Annotated in this window: 24 protein-coding genes; 17 read left to right on the top strand and 7 right to left on the bottom strand. The window is 41.9% G+C overall.

Annotated elements, in window-relative coordinates:
- Both JXL83_01710 and JXL83_01705 read left to right on the top strand, forming a co-directional pair.
- A partial coding sequence (locus tag JXL83_01710; protein MBN2362828.1) for a T9SS type A sorting domain-containing protein occupies positions 1-838 on the top strand: 838 nt, incomplete at its 5' end.
- 30 nt (positions 839-868) lie between these two features.
- Positions 869-1,915, top strand: coding sequence for a DUF362 domain-containing protein (locus JXL83_01705; GenBank protein ID MBN2362827.1), 1,047 nt, complete (start codon positions 869-871; stop codon positions 1,913-1,915).
- Positions 1,916-1,976: 61 nt separating this feature from the next.
- On the opposite strand, the gene JXL83_01700 is transcribed toward JXL83_01705, so the two are convergent.
- Entirely contained in the window at positions 1,977-2,489 is a 513-nt protein-coding gene (locus tag JXL83_01700) for a hypothetical protein (protein MBN2362826.1), read from the bottom strand.
- Positions 2,490-2,711: 222 nt separating this feature from the next.
- Between JXL83_01700 and JXL83_01695 the strand changes: the two genes are divergently transcribed.
- From JXL83_01695 to JXL83_01685, 3 genes are all read left to right on the top strand, one after another.
- On the top strand, positions 2,712-3,005 hold the full coding sequence (locus JXL83_01695; GenBank protein MBN2362825.1) for a hypothetical protein: 294 nt from the start codon (positions 2,712-2,714) through the stop codon (positions 3,003-3,005).
- Between the two features lie 178 nt (positions 3,006-3,183).
- Entirely contained in the window at positions 3,184-3,420 is a 237-nt protein-coding gene (locus tag JXL83_01690; GenBank protein ID MBN2362824.1) for a uracil-DNA glycosylase, read from the top strand.
- Positions 3,421-3,474: 54 nt separating this feature from the next.
- On the top strand, positions 3,475-3,684 hold the full coding sequence (locus JXL83_01685) for a hypothetical protein (protein ID MBN2362823.1): 210 nt from the start codon (positions 3,475-3,477) through the stop codon (positions 3,682-3,684).
- Here JXL83_01685 and JXL83_01680 read toward each other — a convergent pair.
- Complete coding sequence (locus JXL83_01680; protein ID MBN2362822.1) at positions 3,681-3,824, bottom strand: hypothetical protein; 144 nt, start codon at positions 3,822-3,824, stop codon at positions 3,681-3,683. The genes JXL83_01685 and JXL83_01680 overlap by 4 nt on opposite strands.
- A 223-nt stretch (positions 3,825-4,047) precedes the next feature.
- Positions 4,048-4,818 carry a GNAT family N-acetyltransferase gene (locus tag JXL83_01675; protein ID MBN2362821.1) on the bottom strand — a complete coding sequence of 257 codons (771 nt, stop codon included), beginning with the start codon at positions 4,816-4,818 and terminating at the stop codon, positions 4,048-4,050.
- Between the two features lie 269 nt (positions 4,819-5,087).
- Between JXL83_01675 and JXL83_01670 the strand changes: the two genes are divergently transcribed.
- The 5 genes from JXL83_01670 (at position 5,088) to JXL83_01650 (ending at position 12,366) form a co-directional block, all read left to right on the top strand.
- Entirely contained in the window at positions 5,088-6,212 is a 1,125-nt protein-coding gene (locus tag JXL83_01670) for a VWA domain-containing protein (GenBank protein ID MBN2362820.1), read from the top strand.
- Between the two features lie 9 nt (positions 6,213-6,221).
- Positions 6,222-8,336 (top strand): VWA domain-containing protein, encoded by a 2,115-nt coding sequence (locus JXL83_01665; GenBank protein MBN2362819.1) that lies wholly within the window; start codon positions 6,222-6,224, stop codon positions 8,334-8,336.
- Positions 8,337-8,463: 127 nt separating this feature from the next.
- The gene (locus JXL83_01660; GenBank protein ID MBN2362818.1) at positions 8,464-10,362 is read left to right on the top strand and encodes a tetratricopeptide repeat protein; all 1,899 of its coding nucleotides are present in this window, start codon (positions 8,464-8,466) and stop codon (positions 10,360-10,362) included.
- Entirely contained in the window at positions 10,359-11,267 is a 909-nt protein-coding gene (locus JXL83_01655) for a hypothetical protein (protein ID MBN2362817.1), read from the top strand. Before JXL83_01660 ends, JXL83_01655 begins: the two co-directional genes overlap by 4 nt.
- 7 nt (positions 11,268-11,274) lie before the next feature.
- Positions 11,275-12,366 (top strand): tetratricopeptide repeat protein, encoded by a 1,092-nt coding sequence (locus JXL83_01650; GenBank protein MBN2362816.1) that lies wholly within the window; start codon positions 11,275-11,277, stop codon positions 12,364-12,366.
- Here JXL83_01650 and JXL83_01645 read toward each other — a convergent pair.
- From JXL83_01645 to JXL83_01635, 3 genes are all read right to left on the bottom strand, one after another.
- On the bottom strand, positions 12,354-13,007 hold the full coding sequence (locus JXL83_01645; protein ID MBN2362815.1) for a PorT family protein: 654 nt from the start codon (positions 13,005-13,007) through the stop codon (positions 12,354-12,356). The genes JXL83_01650 and JXL83_01645 overlap by 13 nt on opposite strands.
- Before the next feature lie 65 nt (positions 13,008-13,072).
- Positions 13,073-14,038 (bottom strand): MarR family transcriptional regulator, encoded by a 966-nt coding sequence (locus JXL83_01640; protein ID MBN2362814.1) that lies wholly within the window; start codon positions 14,036-14,038, stop codon positions 13,073-13,075.
- A gap of 64 nt (positions 14,039-14,102) precedes the next feature.
- Entirely contained in the window at positions 14,103-15,431 is a 1,329-nt protein-coding gene (locus JXL83_01635) for a S41 family peptidase (protein MBN2362813.1), read from the bottom strand.
- A 150-nt stretch (positions 15,432-15,581) separates the two neighbouring features.
- Here JXL83_01635 and JXL83_01630 point away from each other — a divergent pair, with 150 nt between their 5' ends.
- Positions 15,582-17,822, top strand: coding sequence for a carbohydrate binding family 9 domain-containing protein (locus JXL83_01630; GenBank protein ID MBN2362812.1), 2,241 nt, complete (start codon positions 15,582-15,584; stop codon positions 17,820-17,822).
- 12 nt (positions 17,823-17,834) lie between these two features.
- Here JXL83_01630 and JXL83_01625 read toward each other — a convergent pair whose 3' ends face one another.
- Positions 17,835-18,446, bottom strand: coding sequence for a hypothetical protein (locus JXL83_01625; protein ID MBN2362811.1), 612 nt, complete (start codon positions 18,444-18,446; stop codon positions 17,835-17,837).
- Between the two features lie 131 nt (positions 18,447-18,577).
- Here JXL83_01625 and JXL83_01620 point away from each other — a divergent pair, with 131 nt between their 5' ends.
- From JXL83_01620 to JXL83_01595, 6 genes are all read left to right on the top strand, one after another.
- Positions 18,578-20,260 carry a Trk family potassium uptake protein gene (locus JXL83_01620; GenBank protein ID MBN2362810.1) on the top strand — a complete coding sequence of 561 codons (1,683 nt, stop codon included), beginning with the start codon at positions 18,578-18,580 and terminating at the stop codon, positions 20,258-20,260.
- Between the two features lie 8 nt (positions 20,261-20,268).
- Complete coding sequence (locus JXL83_01615) at positions 20,269-20,961, top strand: TrkA family potassium uptake protein (protein ID MBN2362809.1); 693 nt, start codon at positions 20,269-20,271, stop codon at positions 20,959-20,961.
- Positions 20,958-21,692, top strand: coding sequence for a hypothetical protein (locus tag JXL83_01610; GenBank protein ID MBN2362808.1), 735 nt, complete (start codon positions 20,958-20,960; stop codon positions 21,690-21,692). The genes JXL83_01615 and JXL83_01610 overlap by 4 nt, the downstream gene beginning before the upstream one ends.
- 12 nt (positions 21,693-21,704) lie before the next feature.
- Positions 21,705-22,451: a SagB/ThcOx family dehydrogenase gene (locus JXL83_01605; GenBank protein MBN2362807.1), complete on the top strand. Its 747-nt coding sequence runs from the start codon at positions 21,705-21,707 to the stop codon at positions 22,449-22,451.
- Entirely contained in the window at positions 22,448-22,909 is a 462-nt protein-coding gene (locus JXL83_01600) for a hypothetical protein (GenBank protein MBN2362806.1), read from the top strand. The genes JXL83_01605 and JXL83_01600 overlap by 4 nt, the downstream gene beginning before the upstream one ends.
- A gap of 348 nt (positions 22,910-23,257) precedes the next feature.
- The gene (locus JXL83_01595) at positions 23,258-23,977 is read left to right on the top strand and encodes a peroxiredoxin (GenBank protein ID MBN2362805.1); all 720 of its coding nucleotides are present in this window, start codon (positions 23,258-23,260) and stop codon (positions 23,975-23,977) included.
- The last annotated feature ends 64 nt before the right edge of the window (positions 23,978-24,041 follow it).

The following is a 24,041-nucleotide window of genomic DNA, read 5'->3' as shown; positions in this document are numbered from 1 at the left end:
TCACAGACTTGACTACACTACGTCTCATGCCGATATCGGCCTTGACGTGGAAGGAAATGAAGTCCTGGTAATGCAGAACAACAGAACTGATTACATTGACCTCATTCCGATAGACACTCTCACTCAGCCGATTCTTGTCGCCGGAGGAAGTTACGCGGGCACGAACAGGACTCCGATTATGATACTATATTACAACAGCGGGTCTCCTTTTGGCCTGAATTCAGGTGTCCACATTTCGTGCAATTATCCGGGTTTCGCTGTTGTATCAACAACTATAGAGCCTTCTTTTCCGGAACAGAACTGGTTGGACAGGACGTTGACACTGGTCAGACTCGACAGGCAAAATCCGAGGGTATTTTATCTGTCCAAGCTCTACAACACTACTCAGGAATACTGGGAGGAGACGCACGCTGCCATAACGGACGACGGCTCCAAAATCGTTTGGGCGGACAATTGGAGCCAGGATGTCGGTCAGGAAAGAATTTTTCTGATGGAGCTCTTGATGCCCGACGACTGGCCGAACCTGACTTATGTCGAAGAATCCGGAGAAACTGAATTTGAGAAATCATTGCTCTTGTCTGTTAAACCGAATTATCTCTGCAGGACGTGTGATATCATATTTTTTCTTCAGCGATCGATGTTTGTCGACGTCGAAGTTTTCAACATAACCGGCGCTCTCGTCAAAGAGCTGGCATCAGAAAGTTTTGAAAACGGCGAAAGACATCTTGTTTGGAATTTTATGGACGAAAACGAAAACATTGTAAGATCAGGGGTGTATTTTGTAAACCTGAGCTCAGGTGAATTCAGTATAACAAAAAAAATGGTTTTAATGATTTGATAAAAAGCGAAAACATAAATTCAGAAAATAATGTCAAAAGTTTATTTTAGTCATATTGAAAAAGGCGCTTCAGATGAGACGATATCCGTTTATTCCTCAATTTTATTTGAGAAGCTGATAACCGAAGAAAAAATAAGTTTTGAAAAAACAGTGCCCATAAAAGTTCATTTCGGTGAAAAGGGAAACGTCACTTACAACAAGCCCGGATACTACGATGGAATTATAGATTTTTTAAAGTCACAAGGAGTCGAAACCTGCTACATAGAGACAAACGTCCTGTACAGAGGAGAAAGAACGACGAAGGCAAGCCACATAAAAGTCGCCCTGGATCACGGATTCAATCAAATACCCGTTGTTATCGCCGACGGCGATTCGGGGAAATATTCTTCAGAAATACAAATAGATAAAAAAAGATTCAGTGTATGTAAAATAGGAAAAGAATTTTCAAAGTTTGACCAATTTATAGTCATGAGTCATTTTAAGGGACATCTCTTGGCAGGGTTTGGAGGAGCCTTAAAAAACCTGGGCATGGGATTTGCGTCCCGGGAAGGTAAACTCGCCCAACATTCGGGCTCCGTTCCCTGGCTCAACTTTTTCGAGTGCAGAAAATGCGGAATCTGCGCCGAGAATTGTCTTGCAGACGCAATAGTTATGGGTGCTTATCCGAGGGTTATGAGAAAAAAATGCGTGGGCTGTGCGTCTTGCATAGCTGTCTGCCCCACGGGCGCAATGAAAATAAACTGGTTCGGTTCAATGGGCAGAAAATTCGCGGAAAATCTTGCCGAATACGCTTTTGCCGCCCAGCTCGGTAAAAAAATGATATATATCAATTACGCAGTCAATATGACAAAACTTTGCGACTGTGTCGGTAAATCTCAAAAAATATTTATCGACAACTTGGGGGTTTTAGCGTCGACGGATCCTGTTGCAATCGATCAGGCTTGTCTCGACCTTTTGGACAAGAGAAAGGGAAGAAAGGTGTTCCGCAGAGGAAGGCATGTTCTCAAATACGCAGAGGGAATAGGACTTGGAAAAAGAGAATATGAGCTTGAGACTATTTCCAAAACCAATCACTGATAGTATTTTTGTAGATTTAAAGTTCTGTGTGGCTAATAAATAATTTTTGACTATTTGTGTTTCAAAAACTGTAACCTATGCTCACTCCACAGTAAAAAAGAAGATTGTTGGAATTGAATAAGGGTGTAACTGCGGCTTTCAAAAAAGCACCTTTATAAGGCTGATAACGATAACCAAAAATTCCGGTTCCTAAAAATATAGTTTTTGACGCGTCGATCTCTTCGCCGAAGAAAAAGTCGGTGCCCTCGATTTCGATATGCATGGGTACAACTCCTCCTCCAACTTCGAAACTGTGGCTTCCCTGGCCGGTCAGATAGCTCGCTGTGATTGGAAAAGCCTGGAATTTAAACCATCCGTCTACGAAAAGAAAGAAAGTTGACATACTCCAGGAAGAATATCCGGCCCTCAGGGAAAACTGACGAATAGGTCTGAATTCATAATTCAATGAATATATGATTCCGGGACCGAACATTTCGCAATAAACCGCGTTTTTCGAAAAAGGTTTTGTGACTTGGGAAGTCAAAACACCCGTAAGTGAGATTATAATCAAAAATCCTGCGATAACCTGTTTCATTAGGGATCCTTTCTTTTTAATTATTTTGAGGGAATATGAAAGATAGAGAAATTTTTTTCCATTATTAATTATTATACAACAAAAACCAGTGCTGTAAATTGTTTTATCAGTCTTGAGACAGGCATAATAATTCGTTGTTATAATTCTGTGGAATAATTATAAAAATATATGTCTGGCATTTTGGAAAAATCATCATTTAATATTTTTTAGATGGAGGTAAAAGTGAAAACAAGGAACAGTGACTTAATAGGCTGGTTGTCAATATTTATATCCATAACAGGATTATTGCTTCCTTTTATCGTCATGAGATACGCAGTAAGCCTAAAAGACTTCTTGTGGAGCAACGGAGCTTACATCGTCTGGGCTTTTCAGCTTCTGTCCCTTATTTTCGGATTCGCGGGCAGGAGATCACAGGCAGGAAAATCGGGAATGGTAATGGCCGTCTTAATCGCTGCGATCCTGGTGTTGTATCTGTCGTTTCCTGTGAGTCTGAAGCCGATGCAGTTGCTGAAATGAAATGTCACGTTCGAATTAAACAGAAAAATACAAACGGGGACCAGCAGTAAATTCTCTGTTGCCAATATATGCTTATAAACAACGTTTTTGAAGCCGTTTTTTTAAATCATGTTTTTTACAAACGAGAAATTCCGTGGATAAGACAAGAAATTGTTTGTAAAATCGCGTACAGATTGAAATGAAAAAAAAGGATGATATCAAACGGGATCAAAATTCAAAGGACGACCCTTGCAGATGGTATAATGTGTGTCCAATGAAGAGATTTTTCGAAAAAGGAAAACTTGAAGCCAAGTGGATAAAATCGTATTGCAAAGGGAACTGGCGGAACTGCGTCCGTTTTCGCATGGAAGAAAAGGGAGAATACCACCCTGACTCGATGCTTCCGGACGGCAGTACAGACGAAAATTTAAGATAATAATCGAGAGGAGATACAATTCTGTTCTTCATTTTTTATCTATTCCTTGGGGGAATGGACGGACTGCAGAGTATAATTCTGAATTTACAGAACATGCAGATCGGATCTGATGAAGGAATCATGATTATTTCTGTCTATGACAATTATTTATATGATCCGGAATTGAAAGCCGGCTGGGGATTCAGTACTGTAATTAAAACTCCTTACGAGACAATACTTTTTGACATCCGTATCAATCAGCTGTTTCATCCCGGAGTAGTCTAATGACATTTGTAACGCGTCGGTTTGTTTTTCCAACCGACAGAATCCAGCCGCCATTCGGGGTAGCCGACCTCCTGAAACATTTTATGTTCAGCGTTGATGTATCCGTCGTCGTATTTGACTTTGAGCTGTTCAAACAACATTCACCATCTTTCTTTAGCCCGATCTGCGTTTACGATGCATCGTTCAACTGGTTATACAGTAGCATTATATATATTGTTATGTTTCCCTCGATATAATTCGTCTTTTCCTTCTTGATGTTTTGGAGTTCGTCAATTGCTTCGTAATGTTTGTTTATAGTTTCGTAGGGATCCAATGGCAGTTCTGATAAGTGTGGTACGGATGAAACAGAATCACTGTAGTCTTTTATTGTATATCTTTTTCCATTCTCACGAGTTCGTACTGAAGCTTGAAGCCGGCTTTCTGGCAGGCTCTTGCCAAACCTTCGTCAGGAAAAGTGAGCAGAAGCTGGTCCTGAGCGGGTTTTAAAAATGCGCCTATCGAGTCTACGACAGCTGGAAGATGAAGATGAGGTTCGAGCAATATGAAGGGCTTGCAACCAGGCATGTCGGCGACGAGTCTGCAGATTCCTTTGACAGTAGATTCTCCTTCGACGAACAGCAGAGCGAATTTGTGGGGAGGAGCGTGCTGTTCTACAATGTAATCCCATTCAGAAGGCAGAATAGACCTGAGCGTTTCGTTGAGGTCTCCTATTGAAAGAGCTCTCGTTTGACATCTGATTTTACCAGCCGATCCGGCTGATCTGCGGTGAATAGGAGCTATGAACTGGTACAGGTCGCCAATTTCTTCGAAGTCATAACTCTTGTAAAGTTTTATCGCGTCTTCGTTGTCTTTCTGAACTGCGAGGGTGACTGTATCTAATGAATACTTTTTGCACATGTCGACGGCTATCTCAATAAGCCTGCCCGCGATTCCTTTACGCCTGAACTGATCGAGCACGGCGATCCTGTGTATGTGGGCGGTGTCTTTGAAACTGACGTGAGAATAGGCGACCAGCTTTCCGCTGAATCTCACGGTCCAAAATTTGTCTTTGAGACATTCCTTGAAAGTTTCCCGGTTTGTCAAAGGTTCGTTTGGAAAACAGGCTCTGTCGACGGCTAAAAACTCTTCATACAAAAGATTCGGCTCGAGAGCGATTTCGAACTTTAAAATAGTTCTCTCCGGTGCTTGATATGTTCGGGCAACTCTTCCTGGATTTCATTTTAATACAATAACGGGAAGAGTTCTACTTATTTAAGATTTAATTTATACCGGCAATCGCAGTTCAAACAAAACGAGTTAATGGAATATCCAAAATTTTTGAAATAATAATGTTACTTTCAAAGTAGTACTATGCAAAAATGGAACATGAGACGAAAGAAAAAAAGAATGAAAAAGGAGGAAAAGTGAAAAGACTGATCGCCGCAACAATCCTGTTACTCGCGGTAATGTCGTGTAAAAATCCCGAATTAGCCGGACACAGAACCGTCAGAGTGGATAACCCTACAATCGAAGTCGTTTTCGTCCTCGACGCCACGGGAAGCATGTCGGGGTTGATCGAAGGCGCGAAAATGAAAATATGGTCCATTGCCAACGAAATCCTCACCGGAGATCCAGTTCCCGATGTCAGAATTGGACTGGTCATATACAGAGACAGAGGGGATGTATTCGTCGTAAAAAAATACGACATAACTGACGACATAGACCAAATATACGTCGATTTGACATCAGTCACGGCCGACGGAGGCGGAGATTTTCAGGAAGACGTCAACCAGGCTCTCACCTGGGCCGTCGACAGCATGTCATGGACTGATTCCGAAAACGTCTTAAAACTCGTCTTTCTCGTAGGCGACGCTCCTCCTCACATGGATTACAACGATCAGAACGACTATATAACCGTGTGCAGGGACGCGCTGAAGAAAGAAATAATAATAAACACTGTCAGATGCGGCACGGACAACAGCACGCAGGAAGTTTGGATGGAAATTGCCCATCTCGCCGAAGGGACTTACACTTCAATAGGATACGAAGCTTCACAGGTAGTAGCGACTCCGTACGACGAAGAAATCGCTTCTCTGAGCAGAGAACTCTACGGAACAGTACTTCTTTACGGAAGCGAAGAAGAAGTGATTATGGCGGATGCGACCATGGGAGCGAGCGGTGAATTAGCCGCCGAAGCTCCTTCGACGGCCGCAGACAGAGCTACGTACGCTTATGCTAAATCAGCCGCAGGATACGGATTTGTTTCGAGAGACCTGGTAAGCGAGATCATTGAAGGTAAAATAGAACTGAAAGACGTGGAAGACGACGAAATGCCCGAAATTTTCAAAGACATGACTGATGACGAGAGAACGGCATACATAGACAGCCTGAGATCGGAAAGAGAAGTCATCACAGGCAAAATGGCGGAACTTACAAGAATGAGGGACCAGTACATCAGGGATAACACCGGAGAAGAAAGAGATGCTTTCGACATTTTCGTCGTAGAAACCCTTAAAGAGCAAGCCGAAATAATCGGTGTGACCTATTGAGGGGGAAAGATGAAAAAATTCACGCTGATTTCGATCGTGCTCGCCGCTTTTGCGTCGGGCGTGTCGGCTGACGGATTTATAATCGTCCCTCCGACACCTTTTTTGCCGAATCCTGTACAGGTGGAAGTCAAATACCACCACGTAGACATTGAATTGACCCATCAGTTCGCCCAGGTCCACATAGACCAGGAATTTTACAATCCGAACAATCACCAGGTGGAAGGAAGATACATTTTCCCCATACCTGAAGAGGCCGCCATATCGGATTTTGTACTGTGGATAGAGGGCGAAAAAGTGCACGGTGAGATCAAAGACGCAGATGAAGCGCTGGAAATTTATCAGGAAATAGTTTCGAGGATGATTGATCCCGCCATTTTAAGATACGCAGGTCAGGACATGTTTGAGGCCAGGATTTTCCCGTTTCCGGCTAAAGGAAACAGACAGGTTGAACTCGATTATCAACAACTCGTCAGAAAAGATAAAAATCTTTACAGATTTATATATCCTCTTTCCACAGAAAGGTTTTCGTCGAAAGATCTCGAGAGCGCCGTCATCAGGATCGACCTTAAAACCGACAAACCCATCAAAAACGTATACTCGCCATCTCACGTAATTGAAGTGAGATACATTGATTCAAGGCACGCCGAGATAACTTGGGAAGAAAGAAACGTAAAACCCGACAAAGATTTTATACTGTATTACTCACTCAACGAAGATGAAGTGGATCTTTCAGTCATCACATACAAGCCTAAAAGGGGCGACGACGGATATTTCATTCTTTTGGGCTCCGTCGGAAGCGGTGAAGTCGAATCTACTCCCAAAGACATAGTCTTCGTAGTTGACCGATCCGGCTCGATGAGGGGCGAAAGAATGGAGATGGTAATAGATGCCCTGAATTACTGCGTAGACAACCTCAATCCCGAAGACAGATTCAACATTGTAACTTTTTCTTCGAGCACGGAAACTCTGTTTGACGACCTGTCGAGGGCTTCGAGAGTCAACATCAGCGACGCGGAAGATTTTATAGAAGACATAGTCGCCAGAGGGGGCACAAACATAGGAGACGCCCTCGACCTCGCGTTTGATCAGAATTATTCGGCAACGAGACCTTCTTTCATAGTCTTTCTCACAGACGGTTATCCGACCGTAGGTGAAATGGATCCAGGTAAAATCGTCGACATGGTGGAAGATTTCGACGAAGCAAAAATGTTCGTATTTGGTATTGGAAAAGACGAGATAAACGCCATACTGCTCGATGCGATGTCGGAAGCGGGAAGAGGGCTCGTCGAATATGTAAAGGACGGTGATACTCTCGAAGTGGTGATTAGCTCTTTTTACGACAAGATTTCACATCCCGTTCTGACAGACATTGCAGTCAACTTCGGGACAGCCAACGTGTATGATGTTGTGCCGAGGTCTTTGCCTGATATTTTTGAAGGCCAACAGCTGGTAATAACAGGCAGGTACAGAAACGGCGGCAGTTCCAGGGTCTATCTGACCGGTCTCAGAGGCGGTTCCAAACAGGAATTCACCTTCACGGCCGATTTCACTGAATACGACAGGGAATTGGATTTCATAGGAAGATACTGGGCAATGAGACAGGTCGGCACTCTTCTCAGGGACATAAGACTGAACGGTGAAAATCCCGAACTCGTCAACGACATAAAAGCCCTCGCCCTCGAGTTCGGAATTGTCACTCCGTACACTTCATACCTTGTCACGGAAAACGAGGAAATGCTTGCCGGGACTGAATTTGACGACATAAGGACGATGTCGTCCGAGATGCTGATGATGGACGGCGCTCTCGCTCCGGCAATGGGCGAAAAAGAAGCCTCCGGCGGGTTCGCGGTAGATGTTTCGAGCACAATTGACAGAATGGCCAGAGGAAACGTCCAGGAGGTTTCGCACAATCCTGTCATAAACTACATAAACGGCACAAGCTTTGTCAAAGAAGGAAGCGTCTGGAAACAAAACGGATACGAAAACCAGACAACTGAAAAAATAACTTTCGGAAGCGCTGAATTCTTTAAATTGCTCGCTGACAATCCCGAAGCAGGGGACTTCATGGCTTTGGGCGATGTGATATTCAAGGTGGGCGACACCTGGTACGAATTGACGCGCTGATAACCTTTTATCAGAACCGGAAAAAAGGCGGCCAAATGAGCCGCCTTTTTTATTTATAAAAAATTTGTAGGATACCATCTCATAAAGAGTCTACGTTTTTATTGTTTTATCGTGATATTATTAGATAATGGACGAAACAGAAGAACTCAAAAAAAAACTCAAAAAAACAAAAAGCGAAAAAGACAAAATTCTCCTACTATTTAAACTTGCCGAAATGTATTTGAATCGAAATAGTGAGATTTCGACAGAATATGCCGACGAAGCCATCAAGTTGGCTGAAAAAACAAATGATCAGTTAAATTTATCGAGGGCGTACAATAAAAAAGGGAAAATCAAGGTAATAGGCGGTCATTTAAAGGAATCTTTGACACTTTTTGAAAAAGCTTTGTCTATTCAGGAAAAAATTCAGGATAATAAACTCGTTTGTACGTCTTTAAACAGCATAGGGCTTAATCACTATTATCTGGGTAATTTTAAAGGGGCCATGTTTAATCTCGAAAAAGCCATAGAAATATCGAGGGAGATAGGCGCAAACGAAGTGTTGGCGCCGGCTCTTAGCAACAGAGGTCTCGTATTGGAAGCACTACAGGAAAAGGATAAAGCTCTCGAATCATATTTTGAATGTCTTGAAATTGAAGAGAATGAAGGGGTGCCGCTTGACAAAATGGCAGACACTCTCGGAAACATCGGATCGGTTTATGAAAGCATTTACGACAATGGAAAAGCGCTCGAATACTACAAAAAAAGTTTGTCAATGTATTTTAAAACGAGAAATAAAAAAGGTTTGGCCGGCGCAATTTCAAACGTAGCAAATATACTGAAGGACAATGATCAGGAAGACTTGGCTCTTAAATACTACATGAAAGCGCTGAAATTCGCCGAAGATGTAAAAAACAAAGAGTTCTGCGCTAATATACTGAACAATATCGGATTGGTTTATCTCAGAAAGAAAAATCACACCAAAGCTCTTGAGTATTTTAACGGATCACTGCGCATAAACGAGATTTTATATGACAAGAAATCAACAGCCAACAATTTGAACAATATAGCAGACGTCTATACATTCATAAAAGATTACGGCAGAGCCCGTGAATGTCTGGAGAAATCCTGTTCAATTTCTCGTGAAATAGGCGCTTTAAACCTCGAAGCGGAATCTCTCTTCAAACATGCGTATCTATTCGCACGGCAAAATGATTTTATAACAGCGCTCGAATATTTACACAAAGCAGACAATTTGAACGATCTGATTTTCAGCGAAGATCTGTCCGGGAAGATTTCTGAGCTGGAGACACGATTTGAAATTGAAAAAAAGAAAAGAGACGAAATAAACATTCAAACCAGGGCAGAGTTCTTTAGATTGAAAAACGATGAACTTAATGAAACCCTTGCCGAACTTACAGAGGAAAAGATAAAGACGGATTCGGTTCTGAAGGCGATTTTCCCGGAAAAAGTTAGAGAACGCCTGAAGCAGGGAAAGCCTACAGGTTTTGAAAACTTCAGGAACGTCACCGTTTTTTATTCCGACATAGCTGATTTTACGTCGAATGCGCGCGGCATAAACCCGGAAAGTTTGATAGGAGAGCTGAATGAAATTTTTTCGTCTTTTGATGAAATTTTTGAAAAATGGGAGTGCGAAAGAATAATGACAATAGGCGACGCCTATCTTGCTGTTTCCGGTCTGTTTGATAAAAAAACACCTGAAGGCATGGTTTCAGCATCAAACGAGTGCCTTGATTATTTGTGTGAAAGAAACAAAAAAAGAAATTTCAAATGGATGATAAGGGCGGGTATACACACTGGAAACGTTACGTGCGGTGTCATGGGTAAAAAAAAGTTTTTGTACGAGGTAACGGGGGAAGCCGTGGACATAGCTAAATATATTCAATCGATAATGCCTCCGATGATTTTGGGCATATCGTCGAGAACATTTGAAATGCTTTCTTTCAATTCTAAAATTGAAAGGATGGGTATTTTTGAATCGGAGGATTGCGGTCAGATAAAAGTGTACAAATCGGTGAAAAGATGAAGAGAGAAGAAGTAGAAAAAGAAAAGCTGTTGAGCGAGAAATTCTTTTCAAACGGAGATTTTGAAAAGGCGTACGGGCATTTTAATGAGTATCTGAGATTGAAAGAAGTTTATTTCGCGGCACAAATGGAGTCGGAAGAAAGAAAACTGAAGTTGAAGCAAGAGGTTGAAGGGATTGAGCATGAACTTGAAATTATCCGCAATGAAGCGGAAATCATGAAAACAGAAAATGAAAGACTCGAAAGAGCAAAAAACAGCCTTGAAGAGGAAAAGTTGAAATCCGATTCACTCCTTCTGAGCATTCTCCCTCCGTCTGTCGCCCGAGAAATGAAGGAAAACGGAAAGGTCTCGGCGAGATTGTACGACAACGTCACCGTATGTATAATCGGGTTTCCATGTATTAAAAAATTGTTGAGAATGGAAATAAACCTAGAAACGCTCGAAGAGTTGAGTAAAATTTACACTTTCTTTGATGAGACATTCGAAAAAATGAATTGTGAAAAAATAAAAACATTCGAAGAAAAGTATCTCGCGGTTTGCGGACTTCCCGTGGCCTTTGAAAATCATGCAGAAAACATTATTGCTGCCACCGTTGAAAACGCACGTCTTGTAAAGGAGATTAAAAAAAACAATTCAGATGATTGGTCTTTGAAAGTATCTGTGCATTCCGGATGCGTCATAGGAGGTGTCGTGGGAGAAAAAAAATTTCTTTTTGACATTTTTGGAGACACTATAAATACCGCGTCGAGAATATACGACCGGTCGGAAGCGGGAAAAATTTACGTTTCTGCAGATACTTACGATTTGGTGAAGGATAAAATTAAAAATGCTGAAAGGTCTGTTGTTAATTTGAAGGGCGTAGGTAAAACGGAAATGTACGCTTTTGACTACAGCGCTTGGATATGATAAAAACATGGGTAAAACAAATCCGACGTGCGAAGCTGAAAATCTGCTGAATGAAGCTTCACTTTCCAAAGATAAAGACCCGAAAAAAGCCCTTGAAAGCGCGACAAGAGCTCTTTCATTGATCGCGCAGACAAGTGAAATTGATCTGTTTTTTAAGGCTAAAAAAATCATAGCCAGATCGCTCGCGAGATTGGGAGAATATAAAAGATCCGAAGATGTTTTTTCTGAGGCGATTGGAATCAGCGGAGAAGACAAAAAAACCAAGGCAGAACTGTTAAAAGACCTCGGACTTGTAAAATACTACATGTGCGAGTATGAAGCGGCTCTTTCAATCCTTCACGAATCGTTAAATTTGTCTGAAGAATTGAACTGTTTTGAATTAAAAGCTCAATGCCTCAACAACATGGGTCTTGTTTTTTCAGCCAGAGGCGCTTATTCTGAAGCTTTAGGCGTTTTTGAAGAATCTTTAAAAATCAAAGAGAGTATAGAAAACTATTCTGAAAACAGCATAGCGAACACACTGTCGAGTATGGGTGATCTGTACGAAAAAAAAGGAGACGTCTATTTGAGCCTTGATTTTCATGAGAAAGCTTTAAAATTATACAAAAAAAACAATAACCTTTCAGGGATTGCAGGTCAGCTTTGCAATATAGGAATAATTTACAAAAAGCTTAATAAAAGCAAGGAAGCCATGACGTATTTCAAAAATTCGCTCGCATTGGCAAAAGAGATCAGACACAGGGAATTCGAAGCAAATATCCTGTTTAATCTCGCAAACACATTCATCGAAATAGGTGAAAAAGGCAAAGCTCTTGAGTGTTTTGAATTGTCGCTGGCAATAAATGAGGAATTGGGAGACCTGCAGGCGATAGCGAACATCAAACATGAATACGGCGCAATAAAAATACAGGAGAATGATTACGACTCTGCAGTCAGATTTCTGACTGAATCACTCAGCATTGCTGAAAAAATAGATGAAAAACCTCTCATTATGAATCTTTACAGAACTCTTTCCCTCGTTTATGAAAAGAAACACGACTTCGGCAGATCGCTTGAGAATTACAAAAAATATATTAAGATAAAAAATCAGATGACGTAGGCAAGACCGACCATCATGGAAGTCGTCTTGTTTTTCTGGTCTATGAGAAAAAGCAGTTCATCTTCGCGGGTGTGGACGGGATTTAGTCCCAAAGTGTGCCTGATGTCGATAGAGACGATCCAACTTTTGAAATCGAGAACCACTATGTCCAATTGAGCTCCTATTGTGAAACCGAAATCGGATTCCCTGACTTTGCCGTTTAAAAGATATTCTATGTCTTCCGTGACTGGGTCCGATCCGACCGGAAAATTGCTGATTCCGCCCGCGAAGAAAGAGTAGTATGGACCCGCTAATAAATTGTATCTGAGAGTCCCTCTGTCGAGAACTTTTAATTTAAATAGAACGGGGCATTCGAGGTAGTAAATGCAGATTGATTTTTTGTATTTTGTGAATCCTATCATGTAGGTGTTTTCTTTGCCCTTTGACGTAAAATAAAATTCAGGCTGAACAGACAGAAAATTTGTCACCGGCAAGTTGACAAACGAACCGACGTAGAAGCCTCTTCTCGTGCCGTCATCGTTCATCTGTCCTCCGTAAAAACTCGAAACGTTGAGGCCGGTCTTTATGCCAACGAGGGCTTCAGCGTTAAGGAAGCCAACGGACAAATAAAATAAAGACAATATTATTAAAACTTTTTTCATTTTAGTGATAAAAGGGTAAAAGGTATTTTATCATTCTTGTGAAAAAATACAAAGCTGAAATAATACTATTCGATTCTCAAGCTCATGGTAATGGAAGTTTTTGATCTTGAAAGAAATTTTTCGGGGAATTTGTTTACTGTTTCGGTTTTGAAACCCATGCTTCTGTAGAGATTGAATGCTTTTGTAAGTTTTTCATCCGTCAAAAGGAAAATCTTTCTGCCGTTTTTATCTTTGGCTCGCTTGATGGCTTCCGTAACGAGTTTTTTCCCGGCTCCTCTGTTCTGCTTGCTTTCTGTAACTGCCAGTTTTGACAGTTCATATTCACCGGGATCCATCTCCGAAACCGCACAAGTACCGACTATCTCTCCGTTTATGAGTGCAAAAAGTATGAATCCGTTTTTTGAAAAAATATATTTTTCAGGATTGTTTAATACTTCTTCGTCATAATTTTCGACTGAAAAAAATTTTTCTAGCCATTCATAATTGAGATTTTTGAAATATTTTTTTAACTGAGGCGTGTATTCAATTATTGCTATGGCCTCATACTGAGATTCTTTTATGTTTGAAATAACCCTTTCCGCCATCCCTTTTCGGTACAGCGATTTCTCCATTTTTGAAAGAACTTCTATGAAATTACAATCAACTTCGTTGAAAAGACCGTAAACAGCTCTTTCGAATGCTTTCCATACAGGTTCAAGCAAGGGGATCAACTGGGTGCCTTTTTCGGAAAGTTTTATCAAATGTTTTCTGGCGTCGTATTCGTCTTTCAAGGAGACGACGATGTCTTTTCTCGACATTGAGCTGACAATTTTTATTACGTTCGGGTGAGTCATGTGAAGGATGTTCGACAAATCTGTTATGGAAAGCGGCTCCTGGCTTTTGTAAAGAGCAAAAAATACAGGGAACCATTTGGTTTTGAACGGAATGTTCTGATTTTTATATACAGTTTCACCGTCTTTTACGAGTGTGTCGAGAAACCTCTTCGTCCTGCTTGCAATAGCAACCGGTCCTAATGTGTCGAATATGTCCATCCGTTTACCTGTTCTGATTATCTATCATTTTTCATTGTCAGGCAATTAAGTTCGATCTTTCTGTTCATCTCGTCGACCTCGGATTGATTTCTCGCCGTCCGCTTTGATAGATTGCGATGAGTCTGCAGAAGTGATTTGTTTCATCCTTTTCGAATTTCAATCTCAGAGAAATCAGATCTTTTATCAAAAAGGTGTCGTCGCCGATATAAATCATCGGATAAGGGTCTCTTCCCTGTCTCAGATAATTAAGCTCTCCGTTTTCAATAAAAATCTCTCTCGTTTCGTACAATCCTGCGTATTTTTCAAGCTCGGTTTCGGCTAAAAACATCGGGTCTATTATGCCTTCAATATATTCTATGTGCCATATAATTTCAGTTTCTTTCGCCGGATCTTCGTTTTTTTCGAGAATCTCGTTAAGAGCCAGAAGTTGAGACTTTTCAAGAGCCATTTGGGACTCTATAGGAAAGTCGGGGATTATCCCTACGCCTTCCCAATTATCGTTCGAAACCGGGTTGCAGGCTCTGGCGAAAGGGCATACAATTGTAATTCCCAGATTATCCCAGATTTGCATAATTATAGGATGAGCCCCGCCTCCCGTTGTGTCCCCTACAATTGATGCCCTTTCGAGTTTTTGCAGATTGTACGTGAATTCTTCTGCTGCGGAAAATGTGTAACTGCTTGTCAGTATGTAAACAGGCGTTTCAGGAATTTTATTTCCCGGAACGAATGAATAAGTCCAGGATTGTTCGTACACATTGTCAATCCTGTAATAAAAATCATTTATGTGCTGTTGTTCGTCAAAAAAGTAACTTGTCAGCAGCTGAATCATACTCGCTTCACCGCCTCCGTTGTCCCTGAGGTCGATTATCAAAGCGTCGCAGTTGGACAGGAAATTCATTGCGGCGACAGCAGTGTTGCCGGCATATCTGGCGTCGACAAATTCGTCGAATTTCAGGTATCCTATGTTGCCGGGCAGAATCTCGATTTTTTTGAAACCGAAATTATTCCGTCTCATCTGTTCAAGAGCTCTCTTTTTGTCTTCTTCGTCACCGTTTTCTTGTTTCATTCTTTCATCTATAAATGGCAATATTCTGAAATGTTTGTCACGGCAGACCAAAAATAGGTCTTCGTTTAAAACTTCAGTGAAATCGACCAAACCGGTTAAGTGATCGTATGATCCGGTTAATAAATTATACCTTGCGACACTGTCCATTTTCTGCGCTACTTCGGGATATACGTAAGTTGAGATCAATAGGCCGCAGACGCTGTCAATAATTTCTGCTTTGTCGTCTTTATTTATCGGACGGTCATTTGTACCGAAGTTTTGAGCCGCGATGTTTTTACAAAGAACAATAACGGCAAAAAGAACAATCAATGTCTTGCTGAAACTCATGTGTACTCCTTTTTGTATCCATATACGTAAACGGTAACATATTATCATATTTTTGTCAATAGTCAATTTTATGAATTATAACTTGACATAAATGAAATATTTGATATTATACGTAACTGAAAACATAAACTTTTTACGGGCGGGGTGGTTATGAAGTGCTTTTTTTTTCTTTCAGTTTCCCTGTTTTTCTCGATTGGATTATCTGCCTATGATAATGAGATAGGCAGCAATCTTCTTTATCTGGCGGATTCTCTGGACAACTATCACTTGATACCTAAAATTGAAAGAAATATAAGAATTGACGGAATAATTGAGCAAAATGAGTGGGACCAGGCTCTTGTTCTCACTCTGGACTATGAAGTCAGCCCGGGGGAAAATGTTCCTCCTCCTGTTTCGACGAAGGTCTACCTTGCATACGATGAAAACAATCTCTACGCAGCTTTTATGGCGAACGACCCGAATCCTTCAGAAATAAGGGCCAGGATCTCAGACAGAGATAACGCATGGAATGACGACTGGATCGGTCTAATATTGGACACTTTCAACGATGAACGAAGGACTTACGATTTCATATCAAATCCTTTGGGAGTGCAGATTGATCAGATTGAAAGTTCATACAGCGGAACTTTGCAGAGCTGGGACGCGGTGTGGAATTCGGCAGGGAGAATAAATGACAGCGGATATGCCGTCGAAATGTGCATTCCATTCAGAGCGCTCAATTTTCATCGTTCTGAGGGGGCGAGAATCTGGGGACTCGATGTGGTTAGAAGTTACCCGAGAAATGTCAGGCATCAAATAGGTCTTTTTCCAAGGGATCCGAACATAAACAGCTACATGAGCCAAGCTAATAAAATTATAGGTTTTGTCGGAGTTAAACCGGGCAGGAATATTGAAATAGATCCGACTTTTGTGACCATTCTTTCACAGGAGAGGGAAAACGGCGGTTTCAGGAACACTTCCGAAAAATACGATCCCGGCTTGACCATGTACTGGGGATTTACTTCTAACATGAAGTTATCTGCGACCGTGAACCCGGATTTTTCTCAAATTGAAGCCGACGCGGCAGAGTTGGACGTAAATGAGCAGTATTCAATATACTATCCGGAAAAGAGACCTTTTTTTCTAGAAGGGTCCGAATTGTTCGGATTCAGCATTCCTGTATTCAGATTCAGAACTTTTGCCGATCCGGAATGGGGAGTGAAAATTACGGGTAAGGAGGGAGCAAATTCGATAGGGTTTGTCGTGGTCAGAGACAGCATATCAAATTTCACCATACCCAACAGTTTTTATTCGAGAACTGCCAGTCTCGAGAAGGAAAATATCGGGGGAGCTATCAGGTACTTCAGGGATTTTGGAATTTCGGCAAACGTGGGACTGATATTGACCGACAGGGAAGGTGAGGATTATTACAACAGGACCGGCGGTGTCAGCGGAAGTTTCAATTTCGCCAGAAACGACAGAATAAATTTTGCGGGAGCACTTTCGAGGACGAAATATCCCGAAGAAATATCCGGCAGATATAATCAACCGGACACTGTATTTGACGGATGGTCGGCCCTCGGCGGATATTATCACAACACAAGAAAGCTGAGCTGGTACTGGAACTTTTATCTCATGGACCCGTTTTTCAGAGGGGACATGGGTCACGTCTACCAGGACAATTATAAAAACACCAGTATGGGTGCCGACTACTCCTGGATCGGCTCACCCGGAAAATGGTACAGGGAATTGTCTGCCGGTTATTCATACACGTACGAAGAAAATTTCGGCGACACACTTGTATATAAAGAACATGGTTTCAGTTTTGATTATTCAGGAGCGCGGATGATTTACGCGGAAATTCACGCGTTCATAGGAGAAAAAGGATTTTTGGGTGAAGTGTTCGACAACAATCGCGTCAATCTTTATTTTCAGATCAGACCTTCCGCGATGATCTTTTTGTCGTTATTTTCCTCATACGGAGACGACATAGACTACACGAACGTAGAACAGGGAAAATGCCTTCACTTGGAACCCTACGCCGAAATTAATCTCGGAAGGAATCTTTATATAGAGATGTCTCACGAATATGAATATATGAATATCGACAGGGGAAGACTTTACACAGCCAATGTAACAAACTTGACAGGCAAATATCATTTCACTCACAGATGTTTTATAAGGGGTATTCTGCAGTATCGAAACTACGAATTCTCACAGAATCTTTACCCTTATCCGGTAAGCAATGAAATAAAAGCAATATTCACACAGCTTCTTTTCTCATACAAGGTAAATCCGCAGACGGTGCTTTACTTGGGATATTCGGACAATTACGACGGCGACGAAATCACGCCGATAGCACAAAGGGACAGGACCTTTTTCGCTAAAATAGGTTATTCTTTCGTAATCTAATTCTTGATTCTGTCAGTAGAAAAGATAACCAACAGTCAAAATTGTTGAAACGGCGTTTGAAGTTCTGTCGGAATGAGTTTCATCGCCTGAGGAAAAACCGAACATCAGGGCTCCGTGAAAATGCCAGTGTTCGGAAAATTCGTAGCCGCCTCCGAGGGAAAATCCAAAACCGCCCGTCAGGTCGTCGAACCAGTCGCCGACAGGGTAAATTGAAAAGCCGACGTTTCCGTCTATGTAAGGTGAAGGAACTTTAGGGTTGAAATAATAAGTCATACCCAAGCCGGCGTTGTTCTGGCTGAAAGTCATTGGGTAGAAAGGAAAAAAGATTGTAGCGAATATTTTTTGTTCATCCGACAGCTCCCTGTCAAGTACGTCACTGAAAAATATCGCGCTTTTGTGGTCGTATTGGACACTGAACTGGTTCGTGAACGCCCATCCTATTCTTAAATCAAATCCCATCCCGAAATGCGTTTTGTCGTATTCCATACCCCGACTGTCTTCAGCGTGAACGAATGAAAGAGCAGGTCCAAGAGTAAAACCGGCGATGAAACCTTTTCTGTTAGAGGAAACCAGCGGCGAGGTCGTCAATACAACAACCAGAAAAGCGAAACAAAGCTTTTTCATGGAAGCCTCCTCTAGGCTTAAAGATCTATGTTATTATATATCTTAATAATCTCAAAAGCAATCGCCGGTTCAATCGTCAACGAACTTTTGTTGTTGCTTAAAGTACGGAAATTTCATAATATTCACTAAAAATGAAAAAGGCAATTGATAGAATATCGGGTTTCGTTGCACTTCTCGCGCTGGCTCTGTTATTGTTCGAGAGATCGCAAACCGCCGTTGCCGCAAAAGCATATCCTTTTCTGAGATGGATAAATCTAGTTGTCGTTCTCGTTTTTATCGCAGATATTATTCTGTCTTTAATGGCGGCGAGGAAAAAGTTAAGACATCTTTTAACACACTGGTACGATTCAATAGTCTTTATACCGCTGGTGTATTTTTTTTTCCCCAAAGAAAATATTTCGCTGAGCGTTTTTTTCTGGCAAGCCGCGATAGTCGTGTCGGTGCTGTCGAGATTTAAAAAAGCCAAAGGCTTCGTCGAAAGCATCGGATTGAGATCCGCGCAGGTGATGACAATTTCATTTATCTTTCTCATCTGCTCCGGTGCGGTTCTTCTCACTTTGCCCATAGCTACTTCTGGGGGAAGCCAAACTTCACTCGTAGATGCCTTTTTCACTTCGACTTCGGCCGTCTGCGTGACAGGACTCATCGTCAAGGATACGGCAGTGTATTTCAGCAGGTGGGGACAAGTCATAATCTTATGTTTGATCCAGCTCGGAGGACTTGGCATTATGTCGTTTTCGGTTTTGCTGGCGATAATGACCGGCAAAAAGATGAACTTGAGTCAGAAGGCGGCCATGCAGGATGTACTGGATCAGAACGAACTCTCGGGAGTCGCACAGCTCATAAAGTTTATTTTTAAAATGACGCTGTTTTTCGAGGCGGCAGGCGCTGCGGCTCTTTTCTTATTCTGGTTCGGCAGATTCGATTCTCCTGCAGAAGCAATTTACCACAGCGTTTTTCATTCCGTTTCAGCGTTCTGCAACGCCGGATTTTCAACCTTCAGCAACAGCCTCATGAATTTTGCTTCAGACACGGCGACAGTTCTGATAATTTCCGGATTGATAATATTCGGCGGGCTGGGTTTTGCGACTATAAAAGATTCGGTGGAGAAAATAAAGCATCAGTTTGGAAGGAAGAGAAAAAAACCGCGTTTAAAAGTCCAGTCGAAAATCGTCATCGCGGTTTCCGCTGTTTTAATATTTACGGGAACCGCCGCAATATTATTTTTCGAACTTTCTAATTCCCAAACCCCGGACGTCAGGACAAAACTCCTGACCGCTTTTTTTCAATCGGTCAGCACGAGAACCGCAGGTTTTAACACCTGCGACATAGCCTCTTTAGCCCCAGCCACGATATTTCTGATGATAATTCTGATGTTCATAGGAGCATCACCCGGCTCTACCGGCGGCGGTTTAAAAACGACAACATTCGCAGTATTGTGGGCGTGCATGACCAACGGTTTCACAAAAAACAGAAACGTCGAAATATACAAAAGAACGATTCCTGAAGAGACGATTTCAAAAGCAGTGACCGTCCTTCTGTTTTATATGATAACGCTTTTCGTGATTGTTCTGCTTTTGCTGACGTACGAAAATTTTTCATTGTCGGAGATTTTATTTGAAGCTGTCAGCGCCGTCGGAACGGTCGGTCTTTCAAAAGGCATAACTCCCCAGCTTTCCCCGGTGGGAAAAATTCTTGTAATAATACTCATGTTTTTCGGGAGACTCGGACCTCTCACAATCGGATATTCACTGATAGCACACAATAAAAAAACCGGTTATGCTTATGCCGAAGAAAAAGTTATGATCGGCTGAAAGTAGGTATGATGAGAAGCATCGCTGTAATAGGTCTGGGAATTTTCGGCAGCACTCTTGCCAGAGAATTGACCGACAAAGGAGCGCAGGTGATAGCAGTTGACAGCGACAAGAACAAAGTGGAAGCAGTGAAGGAGTCGGTGACGTACGCAGTGACACTGAACTCTATGGACAAAAACGCATTGATATCGGCCTCTGTACAGGATGTCGACGTAGCCGTAGTGTGCATAGGAGATGATGTCGAAGCCAATCTTCTGACTACGCTCCTTTTGAAAAAAATCGGCGTAAGAAGAATATGGTCTAGGGCGATCAACGGATTGCAGAAGGAAATTTTGAAAACTCTCGACGTTGACCAGATAGTCAGCCTCGAAGAAGAAATGGGTCTGACGGTCGCGAGAAGCCTGGTCTCCAGCGATGTCTCAAAGAGAATACCTCTTTCCGAAGGGCACAGTATAGCCGAGATAAAAATACCCGAGGCTTTTATCGGGAAGACTCTGAGGGTGATCGAACCGAGAAAGGAATACAAAGTCAACATCGTCGGCATTAAGTATCTCCTTCCGGCGGTAAATTCCTCGGGGAAGAGAGAGTTCAAGGAGGTTTTCGACGATATTCCTTCCCCTGACCAGGAGCTGAAAGAGGACATTTTTCTGCTTGTAGCCGGTTTGGACAAGAACATAGAAAGATTTGCGAAGGGAAAATGAAAACCGTATCTTTCAAAATGTCTTTAAAAGTGGTCTTTTTTTCTGTTTTTCTGCTCGGAGCGTTTTCGACAATCAGTTTATTCGCTGGCGGTATCCTGAACAGATGGTATTTAACGGCTTATCTGCTTCTGTTCGTCTTTCTCTGTGCTTACCTTGCAGTCAGATTATTTTTATACGGGAAGAAGATCACTGTGTTTCTTAATTCCATTTATAAGGGTGAATACAAAGCCGGTATAAGAAAAAACAGCTCAGTCCGCGACGAATTGACGGACATTGCAGACCTGTCGAATAAAGCAAGCGAAAGGCTCTGCAAGTACGACAAATTGAGAGCTGAAGCGGTCCGGCTCAACTTTACCGTTCTTGAAATAATATTCAACTGGATTTCAGAGCCATGTATGCTGTTGGATTCAGAGCAGAGTGTTTTTTATTTAAATAAATCCATGCAGGCTCTTTTCGGCGTTTCTCAGAACAGGTTCAGTTTTGCCTCAATCGAAAATCGGGATATGAATACGAAGTTCACGAGGTCCCTTTTGCTGTTAACGCTGAGAGATAAAGTGGAGAAGGAATTCACGGCTTTGCTTCAGCTACCGGTAAGGGAAGAAACCAGAAAACTGATGTTTCATTTTATCCCCGTCAGGGGAAAAGACGAAAACGTCAAATACGCTCTTTTGTTCGCGTACAGAGCTGACGAAGACATCCATGAAGAAACAACAGAGATTATCAAGCCTTAAAACGAGGTAAATATGTACGAAGATTACAGGGATTTTTTGAAAGACACAATAAGGAAAAAAACCGATTTTTCGAAAACCGAACAGAACAGAGGAATTAATCCGCCTCCGTTAGAAAAACCTTGCCCGGCAGACGCCGTGAAAATTGACATGGTCGCTCCCGGAAAATGGAAGTCAATAAAAGCAGTAAGCGTCGAAGAAGCCATAGCCGCAAGGAAGTCGCAAAGGGTGTTTTTGAATGACGGATTGAAACTGGACGAGCTCTCTTTTCTTTTGTGGGCCACTCAGGGAGTGAGAAAAAAAGAATCGGACAAAAGATGTTACAGAACGGTCCCTTCGGCAGGATGCCGTCACGCTTTTGAAACTTATTTGGCTGTTTTCAGGGTTGAAAATCTTGAAAGCAGCGCTATATACAGATATTTGCCGTTGAGTCACCAGCTGGTTTTTGAAAAAAAATTAGAAAACCTTGAAAAAGAAGTTGCTCTTTCGACTCTGGGCCAGAGCTTCTGCGGAAAAGGAGCAGTAGTTTTTTATTGGACGGCGCTTCCGGCGAGGATGGAGTGGAGATATTCAGACGCATCTTACAAGGTCATTGCTTTGGATGCCGGTCACGTTTGTCAAAATCTTTACACGGCATGTTCTGCCATCGGGGCAGGCACATGTGCTATTGCCGCGTACGATCAGGAATACGCCGATGAAATGCTGAGTTTGGACGGAAAAAATGAATTCGTAATATATATCGCTCCGGTGGGGAAAATATGATTCATCGTATTTTTCTTGCGCTGTTGTCGTCAATTCTGATCCTTTCAAACTGTTTTCCTGTCACAAAAAATCCTGAAAAAGAAATTTCAGATCTAATATTTCGTAAAACCGGTATGAAAATCGACACAACGATTGAAATAGTAGAAGACAGCGTCACCTACACCGAGGGCGCTTTCGATTCGGATTATACGAGAAACCTTATTTTATCTTACGAAAATGGATCGGAAAATGAAATAATATCCTGGATAGAGAATTCAAAATATTATGATCAGGTATTAAACGCAAATTACGCTGAACCAATGTGGAAGAAAATTGATGAGGACGGATTGCCGGGGGTTTGGGTTTCAAGAAATTACGGTTACGAGTTTTTTCATTCGATGTCGCAACAAGCAGAACCTTTCACTCTGAGGGTCGACACGATAAAAAACTTTATAAAAATGGAATTACGCCATCTTTAATTTACTTCATTGAAACAAACCGTGAAAAAAATGTAAGATGCGTGAATATTAGCAGTAAGGTATAAAATGACTTATAACAACAAATTCCGTGAACCGGTACATTTAGGCATGGAAAAAAATCAGATAATATTGTTTCAAAGCAATGAGATTTTTGTAAAATTTTTTATTTTGGATTGAGTTAACTTGAAAAAATGAATTAGCTATGATAAAATAATTATAATAATCATTATCAAAAAGGGGTGAAGATCTGATAAAAATTTTATGTATTTTGCATCCCAAATATTAAAAGCAGGCAGGAGGTAAATTCCTGCCTTTTTATTTAAAAAATAACAAGAAAAGGAGGAGCCCATGGCTGAGGAAGAAAAAATCGGATGTGCGAGACCGACGGGAGGTCCGGTAGGAGAAACTCCTCCACCGGATGAAAAGAACGCAAAACCTTTGGAAAAGGAGAAGAGATCCATGATAATGGTAGGAAAAAAAGCGCCTGATTTTTCGTCGCCGGCGTATTACAAAGGTAAATTCACTTCAGTAAAACTTTCTGATTTCCTTGGAAAATGGGTCGTGCTCTGTTTTTATCCCGGCGATTTCACTTTTGTTTGAGCCACCGAAGTTTCTGCGGTCGCAGAAAAATATCCCGAGTTTCAGAAATTAGGAGTAGAAGTCCTGTCAATGAGCGTTGACAGCGTGTTTGTTCACAAAATGTGGAATGACAACGAACTGTCAAAAATGGTAAAAGGCGGCATTCCTTTCCACATGCTGTCCGACGCCGGCGGAAAAGTCGGAGCTGTATACGGAATATATGATTCCGATGCCGGAGTGGAGACGAGAGGAAGATTCTTGATAGACCCGGACGGCGTAGTTCAGGGATTTGAAGTTTTGACTCCTCCGGTAGGAAGGAATGTCAGCGAAACTCTTCGTCAGGTTCAGGCTTTTCAACTCGTCAGAAATAGTAAAGGCTCCGAGGCCACTCCTTCGGGCTGGAAGCCCGGAAAAATGACTCTGAAGCCGAATCCGGATCTCGTCGGTAAAGTATGGGAGGTTTGGAAAACAGACATGGCTTTTGACTGAAAAAAGTTTACGCCGACTGCCGACTGAACGGCAAAGAAGTGATATGCTTTATGCAGTCTTGTAG

The organism is candidate division WOR-3 bacterium, from assembly GCA_016934535.1.
Taxonomy (GTDB): Bacteria; SDB-A; SDB-A; order SDB-A; family SDB-A; genus JAFGIG01.
This window is presented reverse-complemented; position numbering and strand designations above follow the sequence as displayed.

Excerpts from the sequence above, each read along its gene's own strand:
- JXL83_01615 (MBN2362809.1), top strand. The coding sequence starts at position 20,269 with ATGATGAGAAGCATCGCTGTAATAGGTCTGGGAATTTTCGGCAGCACT.
- JXL83_01635 (MBN2362813.1), bottom strand. The coding sequence starts at position 15,431 with ATGAGTTTCAGCAAGACATTGATTGTTCTTTTTGCCGTTATTGTTCTT.
- JXL83_01655 (MBN2362817.1), top strand. The coding sequence starts at position 10,359 with ATGAAGAGAGAAGAAGTAGAAAAAGAAAAGCTGTTGAGCGAGAAATTC.
- JXL83_01600 (MBN2362806.1), top strand. The coding sequence starts at position 22,448 with ATGATTCATCGTATTTTTCTTGCGCTGTTGTCGTCAATTCTGATCCTT.
- JXL83_01625 (MBN2362811.1), bottom strand. The coding sequence starts at position 18,446 with ATGAAAAAGCTTTGTTTCGCTTTTCTGGTTGTTGTATTGACGACCTCG.
- JXL83_01640 (MBN2362814.1), bottom strand. The coding sequence starts at position 14,038 with ATGGACATATTCGACACATTAGGACCGGTTGCTATTGCAAGCAGGACG.
- JXL83_01610 (MBN2362808.1), top strand. The coding sequence starts at position 20,958 with ATGAAAACCGTATCTTTCAAAATGTCTTTAAAAGTGGTCTTTTTTTCT.
- JXL83_01680 (MBN2362822.1), bottom strand. The coding sequence starts at position 3,824 with ATGTTGTTTGAACAGCTCAAAGTCAAATACGACGACGGATACATCAAC.
- JXL83_01605 (MBN2362807.1), top strand. The coding sequence starts at position 21,705 with ATGTACGAAGATTACAGGGATTTTTTGAAAGACACAATAAGGAAAAAA.
- JXL83_01620 (MBN2362810.1), top strand. The coding sequence starts at position 18,578 with ATGAAAAAGGCAATTGATAGAATATCGGGTTTCGTTGCACTTCTCGCG.
- JXL83_01705 (MBN2362827.1), top strand. The coding sequence starts at position 869 with ATGTCAAAAGTTTATTTTAGTCATATTGAAAAAGGCGCTTCAGATGAG.
- JXL83_01660 (MBN2362818.1), top strand. The coding sequence starts at position 8,464 with ATGGACGAAACAGAAGAACTCAAAAAAAAACTCAAAAAAACAAAAAGC.
- JXL83_01690 (MBN2362824.1), top strand. The coding sequence starts at position 3,184 with ATGAAAAAAAAGGATGATATCAAACGGGATCAAAATTCAAAGGACGAC.
- JXL83_01700 (MBN2362826.1), bottom strand. The coding sequence starts at position 2,489 with ATGAAACAGGTTATCGCAGGATTTTTGATTATAATCTCACTTACGGGT.
- JXL83_01645 (MBN2362815.1), bottom strand. The coding sequence starts at position 13,007 with ATGAAAAAAGTTTTAATAATATTGTCTTTATTTTATTTGTCCGTTGGC.
- JXL83_01665 (MBN2362819.1), top strand. The coding sequence starts at position 6,222 with ATGAAAAAATTCACGCTGATTTCGATCGTGCTCGCCGCTTTTGCGTCG.
- JXL83_01650 (MBN2362816.1), top strand. The coding sequence starts at position 11,275 with ATGGGTAAAACAAATCCGACGTGCGAAGCTGAAAATCTGCTGAATGAA.
- JXL83_01685 (MBN2362823.1), top strand. The coding sequence starts at position 3,475 with ATGGACGGACTGCAGAGTATAATTCTGAATTTACAGAACATGCAGATC.
- JXL83_01630 (MBN2362812.1), top strand. The coding sequence starts at position 15,582 with ATGAAGTGCTTTTTTTTTCTTTCAGTTTCCCTGTTTTTCTCGATTGGA.